Genomic DNA, 16,353 nt, shown 5'->3' with positions numbered 1-16,353 from the left:
TTTTCGCCTCTACCGTTGAATGTCGCGCCTTTTTGTCCTAATTGAGGGGCGAACCTTCCAGAACAGGCGGCGCTCCTCCCACGCCCTGCCTCCCACACCATCCGTTTTAAAAGACTAAGAATTGAGGCCTCTCCATGCATAGCTATCCTGACGTAAAGCTTTTCATCAACGGCGAATGGCGCGATGCCATCAGCGGCAAGACCATTGCCGTGGAAGACCCTGCAACGCAGGAAATCATCGGCAAGATTGCTCATGCCGAAAAGGCCGATCTCGACCTCGCGCTTGACGCTGCCGACAAGGGTTTCAAGATCTGGCGTGACACGTCCGCCTTCGAACGCTCCAAGATGATGCGCAAGGCTGCCGACATTCTGCGCGAGCGCATCGATTACATCGCCTGGCTGATGACGCGCGAACAGGGCAAGCCGCTTGGCCAGTCCAAGGCCGAAATCATCAATGCCGCCGACACGATCGACTGGTTTGCCGAAGAAGCCCGCCGCACCTATGGCCAGATCATCCCCGCCCGCTTCGGCGGCGTGTCGAACATGGCCGTGAAATTTCCGATCGGCCCGGTTGCTGCATTCACCCCTTGGAACTTCCCGATCAACCAGATCGTGCGCAAGCTGTCCGCCGCTGTTGCCACCGGCTGCTCCATCATCATCAAGGCGCCTGAGGAAACCCCGGCATCGCCGGCCGAACTCATCCGCGCCTTTGCCGATGCCGGCGTTCCCGCAGGCGTCGTCAACCTCGTTTATGGCGTTCCCGCCGAAATCTCGGAATACCTCATTCCGCATCCGGTCATCCGCAAGATCTCGTTCACCGGCTCCACGCCGGTTGGCAAACATCTGGCAGCGCTTGCCGGCAAGCACATGAAGCGTGCAACGATGGAACTCGGCGGCCATGCGCCTGTTGTCGTCTTCGACGATGCCGATCTGGCAAAGGCCATCGAAGTGTCGGCGTCGGCCAAGTTCCGCAACGCCGGCCAGGTCTGCGTGGCCCCGACGCGCTTCCTCATCCAGGAAGGCGTGGCCGACCAGTTCATCGACGGCATCGTGAAATATGCCGAGGGCCTGAAGGTCGGCAACGGCCTCGAGGGTGATGTGACCATGGGTCCGCTCGCCAACGAACGCCGCATTCCCGCGATGGAAGACATGATCAACGACGCCGTGTCGAAGGGCGCCATCCTGAAGACCGGCGGCAAGCGCATCGGCAACAAGGGCCATTTCTTCGAGCCGACGGTTCTCGTCGACGTGCCGACGACGGCCAAGATGATGAACGAAGAGCCCTTTGGCCCGATCGCCATCGTCAACCGCTTCTCGAGGATCGATGATGCCATGGCGGAAGCCAACCGCCTGCCCTTCGGCTTGGCGTCCTACGCCTTCACCGGCTCGGTCAAGACCGCCCATGCGCTCGGCCGCCAGATGGAAGCCGGCATGCTCACCATCAACCACAACGGCTTTGCCATTCCGGAAGTGCCCTTCGGCGGAATCAAGGATTCCGGCTACGGCACGGAAGGCGGCTCGGAAGCCGTGGAAGCCTACATGGAAACCCGCTTCGTCAGCCAGATGAGCTGATACGCTCCCCGGATTATTGTGAACACGAAACCGGCCGACCCATGTCGGCCGGTTTTTTCATATCCTCTTGCCGGAAATCCTTGAACAGGCTACGAAACAAAACATGAACAGGGAGGTAGCAAGATGGTCGAAGGCGAAACGGATTCACCTCCCCTGCTGAAGGAGATTTTCAACCGTGATCGCCTTGCGCATTTCGCGCGCGAAACACGTGCCGTTTATGAAGGCTTTGACGAGACCCGGTTTATCGAACTGGCGTCCGACAATCTCGCCGACCTCTCGATCATGCAGAGATTGCGGCAGATCGCAAACAGTTTCCATGCGGTCCTGCCCGGCGGTTATCTCGAAAATTTGGCGATCCTGAAGGCACTTGCGCCGCGCATCAATCACGGCTTTGCGTCGATCACGCTGCCGGAATATGTGGCGTTGCATGGGCTGCAACATCCCGAGATATCCCTGGACGCTCTGCGTTTTTTTACGCGTTTCGGTTCCTCGGAATTTGCCGTCCGGCCTTTCCTGCAGCAGGATATGGCGGGCACACTTGCCGTCATGCAGCGCTGGGCCACGGACGAAAACGAACATGTGCGCCGGCTGGCAAGTGAGGGATGCCGCCCGCGTCTGCCGTGGTCCTTCCAGTTGAAAGACCTGATCGCCAACCCTGATCCCGTCTGGCCGATCCTTGACACCTTGCGTGCCGATCCAACCCTTTATGTGCGCAAATCCGTGGCAAACCACCTGAACGACATCACCAAGGACCATCCCGATTGGGTGCTGGACAAGGTGGCCGCATGGCCGTCGGGCAATCCGCAGACGGTATGGATCATCCGGCAGGCGTTGCGGACCCTCGTCAAGAAAGGCAATCCGCGCGCCCTGGCCCAATTGGGCGCCGGGCAAGCGGCGGAGATCGAAATCGTCAGGTTTACCGCCACCCCAGAAAAGGTCAGCCTCGGAAGCGCGGTCGAAATCGCGGCGGATATCGTTTCCTCAAGCACGCGGGAGCAGAGATTGGTGGTGGATTACGTCGTCCACTATGTGAAAAAATCAGGCGGTACCTCTGCCAAGGTTTTCAAATGGAAAGAACTGGCGCTGAAACCGGATGCCCCAATGTCGCTGTCCATCCGGCGCGCCATGCGCGACTTCACGACCCGCACGCACTACGCCGGCACACACCGGGTAGACCTGATGGTAAACGGCGCCGTTCTCGCCACGGCGCAGTTCGACCTGGTGTTTTGACGGTCAGGAGGCCGCAAACACCTTTGCCCGCCGCAGCGTCACAAAACCCGCCTCGCCCGTCGCAACAGCCTGTTCCGGCTCCACATCGAATTCCAGCGTCTCGCCGGTCGAGGCCGTGGCGATGACCCGGCGCTCGCCCGGACGGTCCAGCACGCGGTCCACCTTTGCCGCAACGCCCGGACCGCTGGTCGACCAGTCGAGATCGCGCGGGCGGGCGAAAATTTCGGCGGGGCCATCGGCGATACCGGGGGCATCCACCTCAGCATCACCGACATGGGCGATCCCTGCCCTCACCGTGCCAGCCAGCCGGTTGGCGTCGCCTAAAAATTTCATGACGAACGCATCTTTCGGATCGCGGCAGACCTGCTGCGGCGTGCCCTGCTGAACGATCTTGCCTTCTCTCAGGATCACGACACGGTCGGCGAGATCCAGTGCCTCTTCCTGATCGTGGGTGACGAAAATGGTCGTGATGCCAAGCTCCTGATGGATTTCGCGCAGCCAGCGGCGCAGGTCGTGGCGCACATTGGCGTCCAGCGCGCCAAAAGGTTCATCGAGCAGCAGCACCTTCGGATCGACCGCAAGCGCGCGGGCGAGCGCCACGCGCTGCCGCTGGCCGCCGGAGATCTGGCCGGGGAAACGGTCGCCGAGGCCTTCGAGCCGCACGAGGCGCAGAAGATCGGCGACGCGGGCGGCGATCTCCGACTTGTCGCGTTTCACCTTCGACACTTTCATGCCGAAGCCGATGTTTTCGGCCACCGTCATATGCGGGAAAAGCGCGTAATGCTGGAAAACGAAGCCGACGCCGCGGTCGCGCACGGGAATATCCGTCGCATCCTGATCGCCAAAATAGATGTGGCCCTCATCGGGGTATTCGAGGCCGGCGACCATGCGCAGGATGGTTGTCTTGCCGGAGCCGGATGGCCCGAGCAGCGCGACAAGCTCGCCGCTTTCGATTTCCAGCGAAACGCCATGGACGGCGCGAAAGGTCTCGAATGTCTTGATGACGGTGTCGAGGCGGATTTTCATGGGCGTGTTTCCGGCGTGGCGAGAATGGCGGCAGGCTTGACGCGGCGGCCGGCGCCCCGGCCTTCCAGCGCCACCTTGGCGATGATGGTAAAGACGGCAATGACCGCAAGGATCGAGGCCGAGGCAAAGGCGCCGGCGGCCTGATAATCATGGTAGAGCAGTTCGATATGCAGCGGCAGCGTGTTGGTCTGGCCGCGAATATTGCCCGACACGATGGAGACCGCACCGAACTCGCCCATCACACGGGCGTTGCAGAGCACGACGCCATAAAGCATCGCCCATTTGACGTTGGGCAGTGTGACGGAGAAGAAGGTGCGCCAGCCGGATGCGCCAAGCGAAGTGGCGGCCTCCTCCAGATCCCGCCCCTGCGCCTGCATCAACGGGATCAGTTCGCGCGCCACGAAAGGTGCGGTCACGAACATCGAGGCAAGAACGATGCCCGGCAGCGCAAACAGGATTTTGACGTCATAGGCATCGAGCAGCGGGCCAAAAATGCCCTGCAGGCCATAAACGAAGAGATAGGCGACACCGGCAACGATGGGCGAGACGGAAAACGGAATTTCCGTCACGACGAGCAGCAGCCGCTTGCCGCGAAAGTCAAACTTGGTGATGGCCCAGGCGGCGGCCACGCCAAAAATGGTGTTGAGCGGCACGGCAATCAGCGCGGTGATGACAGTCAGCAGGATGGCATGGCGCGTATCGGAATTGGTGAGCGTCGCGACATAGACCTTCCAGCCCTGGCGAAACGCTTCGACGCCAATGACAATGAGCGGCGCAAGGATGAGCAGCGCGCCGAGCAAGAGCACGATGCCGATCAGCAGGCGGCGAAAGAGCGGATTGTCGCCGACGCGCGGCGGTTTTCTGCGCAGTGTGCTCATCCGGTTATCCTTTTACCGTGTAGCGCAGCGCGCGGGCCTGCAGCCAGTTGGTGACGGCAAGCATCACGAAGGCCGTCAGCAACAGCACCGAGGCGATGGCAGCGGCCGCCTGATAATCATATTCCTCCAGGCGGATGAAGATCAGCAGTGCGGTGATTTCCGTCGACATCGGCTGGTTGCCGGCGATGAAGATGATGGCGCCGAATTCTCCGAGCGACCGTGCGAAAGAGAGCGAGGTGCCGGCGAGGAGCGCGGGCGCCAGAAGCGGCAGGATGACGGTGCGAAAGATCGTCCAGTCCGAACCGCCGAGCGACTGCGCCGCCTCTTCCAGCGCCGGATCGAGGTCTTCCAGCACCGGCTGGACGGTGCGCACGATAAACGGCAGGCTGGTGAAACACATGGCAATCATGATGCCGAGAGGCGTGTAGGCAACCTTGATGCCGAAATCCGAGAGAACCGACCCGAACCAGCCATTGGCGGAAAAGAGCGCCGTCAACGAAATGCCAGCCACTGCCGTCGGCAGCGCAAACGGCAGGTCGACCATCGCATCGATGAGCCGGCGACCGGGAAACCGGTAACGCGTCAGCACCCAGGCGAGCGCCAGGCCAAAGAACAGGTTGAAGACGGTGGCGGCAAGGGCGGCCAATGCCGTGACGCGGTAGCTGGCAATGGAGCGCGGCGACGAGACGATCGTCCAGTATTCGGCAAACCCGAGGCTGGACGCCTTGAAGATCAGCGCTGCCAGCGGCAGAACCACGATCAGGCCGACATAAAACAGGGTAATGCCGAGCGACAGATGCAGTCCGGGCAGGACATTGCGTCTCACGATGTTCTTCTTTCGTGGATCATGGTCTTTCCTTATCGTCATGGCAAAGCCCGGCGGAATAGATCCCGCCGGGCTTTGCATCGATTGCCGATGATGGCGTTAACGGCTGCCGTAGAGCTTGTCGAGCGTGCCGCCGGAGGCAAACTGTTCCTTCTGGATCTTGTCCCAGCCGCCGAAGACATCATTGACATTGACGAGGCGGATGGCCGGGAACTGGTCCTTGAACTCGGCAGATACTTTTTCATTGTGAACGCGGTGGCCAAACTCAGCCGCAACCCGCTGGCCTTCCTCGCTGTAGAGGAAATCGAGATAGGTCTTGGCCAGCTGTTCCGTGCCGTGCTTCTTGGCCACCTTGTCGACCACGGCGACCGGGAATTCGGCCAGCAGGCTGACGGAGGGAATGACACCTTCGACCTTGTCGGCACCGTATTGCTTGGCAATGCCGCGCGTTTCCGCCTCGAACGTGATCAGCACATCGCCGGTTTCACGCTCCACGAACGTGGTGGTGGCAGCACGGCCTCCGGTGTCGAACACAGGCACGTTGTCAAAGATCTTCTTCACGAAGGCTTCCACCTTTTCCTCGTCGCCGCCAAAGGCTTCCTTCGCATAGGCGGTGGCGGCGAGATACGTGTAGCGGGCATTGCCTGACGTCTTCGGATTGGGGAAGATCACCTTCACATCGTCGCGGGCAAGGTCGTTCCAGTCCTTGATATTCTTCGGATTTCCGGCGCGCACCAGAAAGGACGGGAAGGAATAGAAGGGCGAGGCGTTGTTCGGAAAATCCTTCTGCCAGTCCGCAGAGACAAACCCCTGCTTCACCAAGAAATCGATGTCGGTGATCTGGTTGAAGGTGACCACGTCGGCTTCCAGACCTTCGACGATGGCGCGCGCCTGCTTGGAGGTGCCGGCATGGGACTGGTCGATGATGATGCCCGGATGGCTTTTGATGAAAGCCTCGTTTTCGGCGGCGAACACTTCACGGGCGACATCGTAGGAAGCGTTGAGAAGCTTGTTCGGGCCATCGGCAAAGGCAGGTGCTGCAAAAAGTGCCGCAAGCGCTGTGCCAAGAATAAGGAGGCGGTTCATGGAAATCTCCGGTCAACTGCGATTGAGCGGAACTTACGGTCTGGGCTGTTGGAACGCGAGAAACCGCTCACCTGCGGGTGCCGACCGTTCGGGAATTTTCCACTCAATCGGAGGTCGAACGGCGATAGTCATTCCAATGGCCCTTGCTCCCTCTTGAAAGGAGGCCGAAGGGGTGGCGGGAAGCAGCAGGGGTACCGCTTCCCGCCTGTCGCTCATTCCGCGGCGGTGGGAAGAGTGAGCGACGATGGGTCCGTACGGCGATCGTCATTTTCGCCGGAGGATTGTTTGGATTTCGGCTCGCGGCCGAAGAACAGCGCATAGGCGGCCGGCAGAACCAGAATGGTCAGCACCGTGCCGACAAGAATGCCGCCCATCATGGCATAGGCGAGCGGCCCCCAGAACAGGCCGCGCGAGATGGGGATGAGCGCCAGAACCGCAACCAACGCCGTCAGCATGATCGGGCGGAAACGCCGTACGGCCGCACCAACGATGGCCTCCGCTCTTGCCATCCCCGACGCGATATCCTGGTCGATCTGGTCGACAAGGATGATCGAGTTGCGGATGATGATGCCAAGCAGCGCGATCACGCCGAGGATCGCCACGAAGCCGAAGGGTGCCCCGGTGATGAGCAGCGCGGCCGATGCCCCGATGATGGCCAGCGGACCGGTCGCCAACACCAGCATGGATTTGCCAAAATGCTGCAGCTGGATCATCAAAAGCGCGACGATGACGAACAGCATCACGGGCGCCTTGGCGGCAATCGACATCTGGCTTTCCGCCGCATCTTCGGCGCCGCCCTGGATCTCGACCTTGTAACCTGCCGGAAGCGCGCTGCGCAGATCGGCCATGCCGGCATACATCTTCAGCGCGAGATCATTGGGTTCCACGCCATCCGGCACGGTTGCCTTGACGGAGACCGCCGGCAGGCGGTCACGGCGCCATTCGATACCGTTTTCCTGCACAGGTTCCACGCGAGCCACCTGAGAGAGCGGCACGAAGCCGCCACTGTCCGTCGGAATATAGACCGAATCCACCGCCGTCAGCAGGTTGCGGGTCGCATCCGGTTCGCGAACGACGATGGAGACGGTTTCCTCGCCATCACGGAACTGGTCGAGCGAGGCGCCGCTCATCGTGGCATAAAGCATCTGGCGTACACGCTGGGAGGTAACGCCAAGCGCCCGGGCGCGATCCTGATCGATGACCAGTTTCATGGCGGTGACCGGTTCCAGCCAGTCGTCATGCACAGTGCCGAGGAGCGGGTTCTGATGGAAACGTTCCTTCACCTCATCGGCAATGCGGCGCACTTCGGCACGATCGGGACCGGTCACGCGCATCTGTACCGCCCAGCCAACCGGCGGACCGAGGAAGAGGCGATCCACCTTGCCGCGCACCGTCGGGAAATCGTCGGCAAGGATTTTGCGCAGCTTGACGATCATCCGCTCGCGCTCTTCAAGCCCGTTCGACATGATGAGAAGCTGGGCAAAATTCGGATTGCGCAGCTGCTGGTCGAGCGGCAGGAAGAAACGCGGCGCGCCTTCACCGATGAAGGTGGCGACGAACTTCTTGTCCGGATCGTCCATGATCTTTGCTTCGAGCGCCTTGGCCTGGCGTTCGACTTCCGCGATCGCAGTGCCCTCCGGCAACCACATGTCGACCAGGATTTCCGGGCGCGAGGACTGCGGGAAGAAGCTCTGCGGAATGAACTTGAAGCTGTAGAGCGAACCGGCAAACACCATCAGCGTCATCAGAATGACGAGGAAACGGTGTTTCACCGCCCAGCCGACGGTCGCGCGCAAGCCGCGATAGAAGCGCGTGTCATAGCTGTCGTGATGGGTGCCGGCATGGGCCCGTTGCTTCAGGATCATGTAACCCAGCCAGGGCGTGAAATAGACCGCCACGAACCAGGAGGTGACCAACGCGATGCCGACGACGAAAAACAGCGAGCGCACGTATTCGCCGGCCGTCGAGGCGGCAAAGCCGACCGGGATGAAGCCGGCCGTGGTGATCAGCGTGCCCGTCAGCATCGGGAATGCGGTGGAGGAATAGGCAAACGTGGCGGCGTCGAGCTTTTCGAGCCCCTCCTCCAGCTTGCGCTCCATCAGTTCCACCACGATCATCGCATCATCGACCAGAAGGCCAAGCGCGATGATCAGCGCGCCAAGCGAGATGCGCTGCAGCTCGATGCCAAGCTCGTACATGATGGCAAGGGTTGCGGCGAGCACCAGCGGAATGGAGATGGCAATGACGATGCCCGAACGCCAGCCGATGGACAGCAGCGATACGACAAGCACGATGACCAGCGCTTCGAGCAGGGCCTGCGAAAACTCGCCGACGGCCTCATGCACCACTTCCGGCTGGTTGGAGATCTGCTCCACGGCCACGCCGACCGGCAGTGCGTCTTCGAAGCGCTTGTAGGTTTCCTCGACCCACTGGCCGACATCGGTCACCTTGTAACCGTTCTGCATGACCACGCCCACTTCCACGGCATCCTTGCCATTGAAGCGGAATTTGCGATCATAGGGCTCGATCAGCCCCTTGCTGACGGTCGCGATATCGCCGAGGCGAAACACCTGGTTACCGCTTTTGATGCGCAGTTCGCGGATGTCCTCAGGTGTGCGCACGCCGCCTTCGACCGAAATGCGCACCGAGCGGGTTGCCGTCTGGACGGTGCCGGCGGGATCGACAGTGTTCTGGCCGGCCAGCGCATTCTGGATATCGGTAAAGGTAAGATTGCGTTCGGCAAGCGTCTTCGACGACACGTCGATATAGATCTTCTCGTCCTGCGCCCCGAGGATCGAGACTTTTTCGACGCCCTTGGTGGCCAGCAGCATGTCGCGGGCTTCGGTGGCAAAGGTCTTCAGCTCGGGATAGCTGTAGCCTTCTCCGGTCAGCGCATGCAGCGTGATATAGGTATCGCCGAATTCGTCGTTGAAATAGGGGCCGAGAAGCCCGCTCGGCAGATCCTGCTCGATATCGCCGATCTTCTTGCGCACCTGATAAAAGGCATCCGCCACCTGGGCCGAGCTGGTGTCACCCTTGATCTGCAGCGTGGTGATCGAGGTGCCGGCGCGCGTATAGGATTTCACCCAGTCGAGATGCGGGGTTTCCTGCAGCTTGCGCTCGATCTTGTTGACCACCTGATCCTGCATTTCCTCAATGGAAGCGCCCGGCCAGACGGCCTGCACCACCATGACGCGGAAGGTGAAATCCGGATCTTCCTTCTGGCCCATGTTCATGATGGCAAGGCCACCGATAACGATGATGATGCCGAACAGGAAACGGCCGATGCTTGGATGGGCAATTGCCCATCTTGACAGGTTGAACGGCTGTTTGCCGGATGTGTCTTTGCGGGAGGATGTCATGGCTGTTTTCCTGGCCTCAACCGCGGGTTCAAGAACGGGCCGGAGGCGTGGTCTGAGCCTCGCCTGCGGTTTCGGGCGCCTGCTGATAAAGGCGGATCTTCATGTCCTCGCGCATGAACTGCGTGCCGGCAGCCACCACGACATCACCCTCGGCAATACCCTCGGTCACGCGCACACCGTCATCGGAGAAACCGCCAACGGTGATCGGGCGCATATGGACCGTGCCCGTGGTCTGGTCGAAAACCCAGACGACGGGCTTGCCATCCTGTTTGGCAAGCGCCGGGAGCGGCAGAACATAGGCGGGGGTGGCACCATCGGTGTTTGCTTTCACCGTTGCGGTCATACCAAGGCGCACCTGCGGATCATCCGGCAGGCTGACGCGCACGGCAAAGGTGCGGGACTGGCTGCTGGCGCTGCCGGCGATTTCGCGCACCTTGCCATCGAGCGTCAGGCCGCTTGTGGACCAGAAGGTGACCTTCACCCCCTTGCCCGGGGAAAATTGCGCGATATCGACTTCGGGAACGGCAATTTCGACTTCCTTTGCACCATCGGCTGCAACGGTGACAACGGAAGAGCCGGCAGCAACCACCTGGCCCGCTTCCGCGTTGACGGCGGTCACAATGCCATCGACACCGGCCTTGAGGCTGGCATAGGCCACCTTGTTGCGCGCCTGTTCGAGTGCCGAGACGGCGGCATCGCGCGCGGCAACAGCCTGATCCTGCGACAGCTGGCTCTGCTCGAGCGAAGATTGCGAGGTGACGTTCTTTTCCTGCAGGATCTCGGCGCGGCGTAGCGCAAGCCGGGTGATATCCACCTGTTTCTGGGCAGACGCCAGTTCGGCCTCCGCCTGGCGCACGGACAATTCGTAATCGACGGGGTCGAGGCGTGCGAGCAGGTCGTCGGACTTTACCCGTTGACCGACATCGACCAGGCGCTCGGTGATCTTGCCGTCCACCCGGAAGCCGAGTGCGATTTCACGGCGCGCCTTGACGGCGCCGGAATATTGCAGAAGGCGCCCCTCGTCGGGGGCTGCCACCGTGACGACCTTGACCGGCCGCACATCCGGCGCACTCGCCTGTTTTTCCTCGCTGCAACCCACAAGCGCTGCAAGCGAAACAGCCAGCGCGATTTTGGTCCATGACATCGTCTTTAGCGCCAACATTGACGGCTCCTACCGAAATACGAAGAGGGATCGCTGCGGATCCACTGCCTTTTTAGGTTTTATCTGAGGGCGCGCAGGATGAAGGCCGCCAGATCCGCCGGCTCGGCCACTTCATCCTGTGCCATTTTCTTCGAGACTATTTGCGGATGACAGAGAGCCGTTGCGGCCTGCATGAAGCATTCGGCCGACAACAGACTGTCCTGCGCACGGAATTCGCCGGCCGCAATGCCATCCTCGATGATCGAGCGGATCAGGTCGCGCAGACGCGTAATATGTTCCTGGATCACCTGCCATTGCTGCTCCATGGCGACCAGCACCATTTCATGCACCTTTTCCTCGTCCAGCATGGTCTCGACCGTGACGCGATGCTGAAGAAGAAGGTGATTTGTCAGCCGTTCCGCCGCAGACGCACTTGCGCGCGCATTGGCGGACAGGACGGCATACTGATGCTCCAGCATGCGCCGGGCTATCGCCTGGTGGATCTCTGCCTTCGAAGAAAAGAACCGGTAGATATTGGCCGGCGACATGGACAGTTCGCGCGCCACATCCGCAACATTCGTCTTGGCATAGCCGTAATGCATGAACAGGCGCTCGGCCGTATCAAGGATTCGCTGGACGTTGTCCTTGCGTGTGGTGTCCTGGGTCGGAGCGGGTTGATCGTTCATGAAAGCTTTCAGATAACGACTGACGAATTTACATTTTCGTCAGTCGTATCATTTCTCTCTGTTTTGTCAATCTGAATGTTCAGGCCCACAATTTTTCGGAACCATTTCAGACGCCAGCCGTTATCTGCGGTCGCATAACCCATGCGAGAATGAGGGGTGCAATGGCCGATGGCCTCCAAGGGCAGCTGGAGACGCGGGATCACTACCGGCTGCTGATCAATTCCATTAGCGATTATGCCATCTACATGATCGACCCCGAGGGTTATGTGGCGAGCTGGAACCCCGGAGCGCAGAGGGTGAAGGGTTATGCCGCGTCCGAAATCATCGGCGCGCATTTTTCACGCTTCTATACCGAGGAGGATCTGGCTGCCGGCGAACCGGCACGGGGGCTGGCGATTGCCCGCGGCACCGGCCGCTTCGAAAAGGAAGGCTGGCGCATCCGCAAGGATGGCAGCCGCTTCTGGGCGAATGTTGTCATCGACGCCATCCGAAACGACACCGGCACGCTTCTCGGCTTTGCCAAGATCACCCGCGACATCAGCGAAAAGCGCGACACGCAGCTGGCACTGGCCAAGGCGCGTGAAGACCTGTTCCAGGCACAGAAGCTGGAAGCCATCGGCCAGCTGACCGGCGGCATTGCGCATGATTTCAACAATTTGCTGATGGCAGTACTCGGTAGCCTGCAGATCCTGCAAAAACGTATGCCCGATGATCCGCAGCTGATGCCGCTTGTGACCAATGCCATTCGCGGCGCCGAGCGAGGTGCCGCGCTGACGCAGCGGCTGCTGGCCTTTTCGCGCCGCCAGGAACTCGACGTGCGCGCCGTCGATGTGGAGGAGTTGATCCACGGCATGCTGGAACTGGTGCGCCGCTCGCTGGACGCCAATACGGTGATCGACGTGGCCTGCGAGCCGGGCCTGCCGCGCATTCTGACCGATGCCAATCAGTTCGAGACGGCGCTGATCAACCTTGTCGTCAATGCGCGCGATGCCATGCCGTCGGGCGGCACGATCCGTATATCGGCAGCCAACAGAGAGGTCCCGAAACCGCGGGGCCTGTTGGCAGCCGGTACCCATGTCGCCATTTCGGTCAGCGATACCGGCGAAGGCATGGATGAAGAGACACGGGCGCGCGCAACGAGCCCGTTCTTCACCACCAAGGGAATAGGCAAAGGCACCGGACTTGGTCTATCAATGGTGCAAGGCCTGACGGAACAATCCGGCGGGCAATTGCTGCTGGAAAGCGAAAAGGGTCTCGGCACCACCGTTACGATGCTGCTGCCTGCGGTCGTCGCAGAGGATGCCGTACACCTGTTGCCGAAGGAAGAGGTGACCCCCATGAACGACATGCCCCATCTCCACCGCGCGCTGACCATTCTGGCCGTCGATGACGATGCGCTGGTTCTCATGAACACGACGCTGATGCTGGAAGACCTCGGCCATACGGTGATCGAGGCCTATAATGGCGAAGAAGCGCTGAAGGTTCTGGAATCCGGCCAGGTGGTGGATATGGTGATCACCGACCATTCGATGCCGAAGATGACGGGGGCCGAGCTTGCTCACCGCATTCGTGCAACGCGGCCGCAGCTACCGATCGTGCTGGCAACCGGTTATGCGGAATTGCCCTCCGGTGAAACCATCCAGCTGCCCCGCCTGCCAAAACCGTTTTCCCAGCAGCAGCTGAAGGCCTCCATCGTCTCTGCACTGCAGGCAGGCTGAACCAACATCGTCCTGAAGCGTTGAAGCAGACCGCAACCTCAGGAGGATGCCCCATGGTTTTCAAACCACAGACCTTTCATGAACAGGAGCCGACGGTGGAACGCGAGGTTCCGCCGCAAGCCGTGCTTGAGACAGACGTTGCAGCAGCGCTTGCGGGAGCCGGCGGACTTGATGCGACGGATGTGACCGTTGTCGTCAAGGGATCGCAGGCAAATCTTGCCGGAACGGTGCTGCGCCCGCAAGAGGTCGCCCGCGCCGAGGAAGTTGCCCTCTCCGTGCCGGGCATCCGATCGGTCGTCAACAGCATCACTGCGCAGCAACCCCTCTGATATCCTCTTTTTGAACGACAAAAGCCCGGCGCGTGAGGTTCACGCGCCGGGCTTTCTATTTTGTCCGAACCTGACGCTTAGCGCGGAAGCGCGTAGGCGATGACATAGTCACCCGGCTTGGTGCCGACCGAGCCGTGACCGCCGGCCACCATCACCACGAACTGACGGCCATCTTCCACCGAATAGGTCATCGGGGTGGACTGGCCACCGGCCGGAAGCCGTGCCTCCCACAGCTGCTCGCCATTGGTGAGGTTGTAGGCGCGCAGGTAGTTGTCGACGGCAGCCCCGAGGAAGGCGACGCCACCCTTGGTGATCATCGGGCCGCCGATGCCGGGAACGCCAAGCTTGAAGGGCAGCGGCAGTGGCGTCATGTCGTAGACGGTGCCGTTCTTCAGCTTGTAGGCGATATCACCGGTGCGCAGGTTCGTGCCGGAGACGTAACCCCATGGCGGTGCCTGGCAGGGGATCTGCAGCGGGCCGAGGAAGGGTCCCATGCGCACGGCATAAGGTGCGCCTTCATTACGGTTCAGCCCCTGTTCGGACCCCTTCTCGTCAGACCCCTTCGGCGGGACTTCCGAGCGCGGAACGAGCTGCGAGGTGAAGGCAAGGTAGGTCGGCATGCCGAACATGACCATGCGCTCCGGATCGACAGCAACCGAGCCCCAGTTGAACGTACCGAAATTGCCGGGATAAACGATCGAGCCCTGCAGCGACGGCGGCGTGTACTGGCCCTCGTATTTCAGCTGCTTCAGACGGATACGGCACACCATCTGGTCGAACATGGTGACGCCCCACATGTCGCGGCCTTCCAGCGGACGCGGGCGGAAGTTGAGCGCCGAGATCGGCTGCGTCGGCGATGTGCGGTCTTCAGGGATCGCACCGCCGGGGGCCGGCTGTTCGGCGACATCGATGATCGGCTCGCCGGTACGACGGTCGAGCACATAGATGTCGCCCTGCTTGGTCGGGCCGATGAGGGCTGGAACCTGCGTTCCGTCAGCCTTGGTCAGGTCCATCAGCACCGGCTGGGCCGGCACGTCCATGTCCCAGAGGTCATGATGCACGGTCTGGCGCACCCAGCGATCGGCACCGGTGTTGATATCGAGTGCGACGATGGAGGAGGAGTATTTCTCGACGCTTTCCGAGCGGTTCATGCCGAGCTGGTCGGGCACCTGATTGCCGAGCGGAATATAGACGAGCCCGAGAGCCTCGTCATAGCTGAAGACAGACCAGCTGTTGGGCGAGTTGGTCGTATAGCTCTGACCGTCCGGCAAAGGCGCCGTCTGCGTCGGGTTGCCCGAATCCCAGTTCCACACCAGGGCACCGGTCTTCACGTCGAAGGCTCGGATGACGCCGGACTGCGAATGGGTGGAGTAGTTGTCGTTGACGGCGCCACCGATGATGATCTTGCCGCCGACGATGACCGGAGGTGAGGTCGAATAATAATAGCCAGCCGGATTATATTGCATGCCGGCCTGCAGATGCAGCGTACCCTGGTCTGCAAAATCCGTGCACACTTCGCCATTCTTCGCATCGAGAGCGATGAGGCGGGCATCCGATGTCGGCAGGTAGACGCGCGTGGCGCAGGCAGCATCCGGCGCTGCGGCCGGATCCGCATAATAGGTCACGCCGCGGCACGTCTGGTGCTGGCGGTCGGGGTTGAGACCGGAATTGCTGTCATACTTCCACTGCTGCTTGCCTGTGGTCGCGTCGATGGCGATTGCCCAATTGTGCGGCGTGCAGACAAAAAGCGAGTTTCCAACCTTGAGCGGCGTCACCTGATAGGTGGTTTCACCCACATCCTGCGGAAGCTTGACGTCGCCCGTCTGGAAACGCCAGACTTCCTGCAGATTGGAAACGTTTTCGACATTCACCTGATCGAGCGGCGAATAACGCTGGCCATAAGGCGTGCGGCCATACTGGTGCCATTCGCCTGGCGGCACATCGCCCCCGAGGTTTGGCGCGGCAGCCACCTGCTCTTCCGGCAGATTTCCATGTGTGTCCGTCGTATCGATCACCATCGAAAGGACGGCAATAACGATTGCCAGCGTCACCGACGCGGCAAGCGGTCCCGCACTTGCGCCATAACGGAAGCCGGTTGTCGGGCTCCTGAAGCCAAGCGGCCTGCGGATCCACGGCATCAGCAACCAGATGCCGAGCACGATGATGACGCCGCCCCGCGGCCCAAGCTGCCACCAGTCGAAGCCAACCTCCCACAGCGACCAGCCGAGCGACCCGAGAATGATCAGCGAATAAAGCCAGAGTGCTGCCGCGCGGCGCAGAAACAGCAGGATGGCGGTGAGGAGAAAAGCAATGCCGGTGATGAGGTAATAGGCGCTTCCGCCCAGCATCAAAAGCTGGGCGCCACCGGCCGCCAAAGCAATCCCGATCAAAGAGAACAGGACCGCTGTGATCGTAACGGACATATCGAAAATCCCAAAAAAATCGTGTGCAGGGAGTACGGCGCAAGGCCGTAACCGCCCGGACAACTGCACACGAACGA

General features: G+C 61.0%; 12 protein-coding genes. 4 read left to right on the top strand and 8 right to left on the bottom strand.

Translation table 11 applies throughout. The features are described 5' to 3' along the window. The first annotated feature begins 134 nt into the window (after positions 1-134). Both AC4CWF_RS03480 and AC4CWF_RS03475 read left to right on the top strand, forming a co-directional pair. Positions 135-1,571, top strand: a complete 1,437-nt coding sequence (locus tag AC4CWF_RS03480; protein ID WP_491283750.1) for an NAD-dependent succinate-semialdehyde dehydrogenase — start codon at positions 135-137, stop codon at positions 1,569-1,571. A gap of 123 nt (positions 1,572-1,694) precedes the next feature. Next, complete coding sequence (locus AC4CWF_RS03475; RefSeq protein WP_491283749.1) at positions 1,695-2,801, top strand: DNA alkylation repair protein; 1,107 nt, start codon at positions 1,695-1,697, stop codon at positions 2,799-2,801. A gap of 3 nt (positions 2,802-2,804) precedes the next feature. Here the strand turns inward: AC4CWF_RS03475 and AC4CWF_RS03470 are convergent, their stop codons facing one another. From AC4CWF_RS03470 to AC4CWF_RS03440, 7 genes are all read right to left on the bottom strand, one after another. After that, on the bottom strand, positions 2,805-3,827 hold the full coding sequence (locus AC4CWF_RS03470) for a sulfate/molybdate ABC transporter ATP-binding protein (RefSeq protein ID WP_491283748.1): 1,023 nt from the start codon (positions 3,825-3,827) through the stop codon (positions 2,805-2,807). Beyond that, a complete protein-coding gene (gene cysW, locus AC4CWF_RS03465) occupies positions 3,824-4,705 on the bottom strand; it encodes a sulfate ABC transporter permease subunit CysW (RefSeq protein WP_491283747.1) in 882 nt (293 codons plus the stop codon). The genes AC4CWF_RS03470 and cysW overlap by 4 nt, the downstream gene beginning before the upstream one ends. Positions 4,706-4,709: 4 nt before the next feature. Next, positions 4,710-5,531 (bottom strand): sulfate ABC transporter permease subunit CysT, encoded by an 822-nt coding sequence (gene cysT, locus AC4CWF_RS03460; protein ID WP_491283746.1) that lies wholly within the window; start codon positions 5,529-5,531, stop codon positions 4,710-4,712. Between the two features lie 99 nt (positions 5,532-5,630). Further along, positions 5,631-6,617 (bottom strand): thiosulfate ABC transporter substrate-binding protein CysP, encoded by a 987-nt coding sequence (gene cysP, locus AC4CWF_RS03455; RefSeq protein WP_491283745.1) that lies wholly within the window; start codon positions 6,615-6,617, stop codon positions 5,631-5,633. A gap of 212 nt (positions 6,618-6,829) precedes the next feature. Beyond that, positions 6,830-9,979, bottom strand: coding sequence for an efflux RND transporter permease subunit (locus AC4CWF_RS03450; RefSeq protein ID WP_491283744.1), 3,150 nt, complete (start codon positions 9,977-9,979; stop codon positions 6,830-6,832). A 28-nt stretch (positions 9,980-10,007) separates the two neighbouring features. Next, complete coding sequence (locus AC4CWF_RS03445) at positions 10,008-11,141, bottom strand: efflux RND transporter periplasmic adaptor subunit (RefSeq protein ID WP_491283743.1); 1,134 nt, start codon at positions 11,139-11,141, stop codon at positions 10,008-10,010. Between the two features lie 59 nt (positions 11,142-11,200). Further along, entirely contained in the window at positions 11,201-11,806 is a 606-nt protein-coding gene (locus AC4CWF_RS03440) for a TetR/AcrR family transcriptional regulator (protein ID WP_491283742.1), read from the bottom strand. Positions 11,807-11,967: 161 nt separating this feature from the next. On the opposite strand from AC4CWF_RS03440, the gene AC4CWF_RS03435 reads away from it, so the two are divergent. Both AC4CWF_RS03435 and AC4CWF_RS03430 read left to right on the top strand, forming a co-directional pair. Further along, a complete protein-coding gene (locus tag AC4CWF_RS03435; RefSeq protein WP_491283741.1) occupies positions 11,968-13,524 on the top strand; it encodes a PAS domain-containing sensor histidine kinase in 1,557 nt (518 codons plus the stop codon). Between the two features lie 53 nt (positions 13,525-13,577). After that, positions 13,578-13,853: a BON domain-containing protein gene (locus AC4CWF_RS03430; RefSeq protein ID WP_491283740.1), complete on the top strand. Its 276-nt coding sequence runs from the start codon at positions 13,578-13,580 to the stop codon at positions 13,851-13,853. Between the two features lie 77 nt (positions 13,854-13,930). On the opposite strand, the gene AC4CWF_RS03425 is transcribed toward AC4CWF_RS03430, so the two are convergent. Next, complete coding sequence (locus tag AC4CWF_RS03425; RefSeq protein WP_491283739.1) at positions 13,931-16,276, bottom strand: glucose/quinate/shikimate family membrane-bound PQQ-dependent dehydrogenase; 2,346 nt, start codon at positions 16,274-16,276, stop codon at positions 13,931-13,933. Positions 16,277-16,353 lie beyond the last annotated feature (77 nt).

Source organism: Neorhizobium sp. PAMB6630, from assembly GCF_058242775.1.
This window is presented reverse-complemented; position numbering and strand designations above follow the sequence as displayed.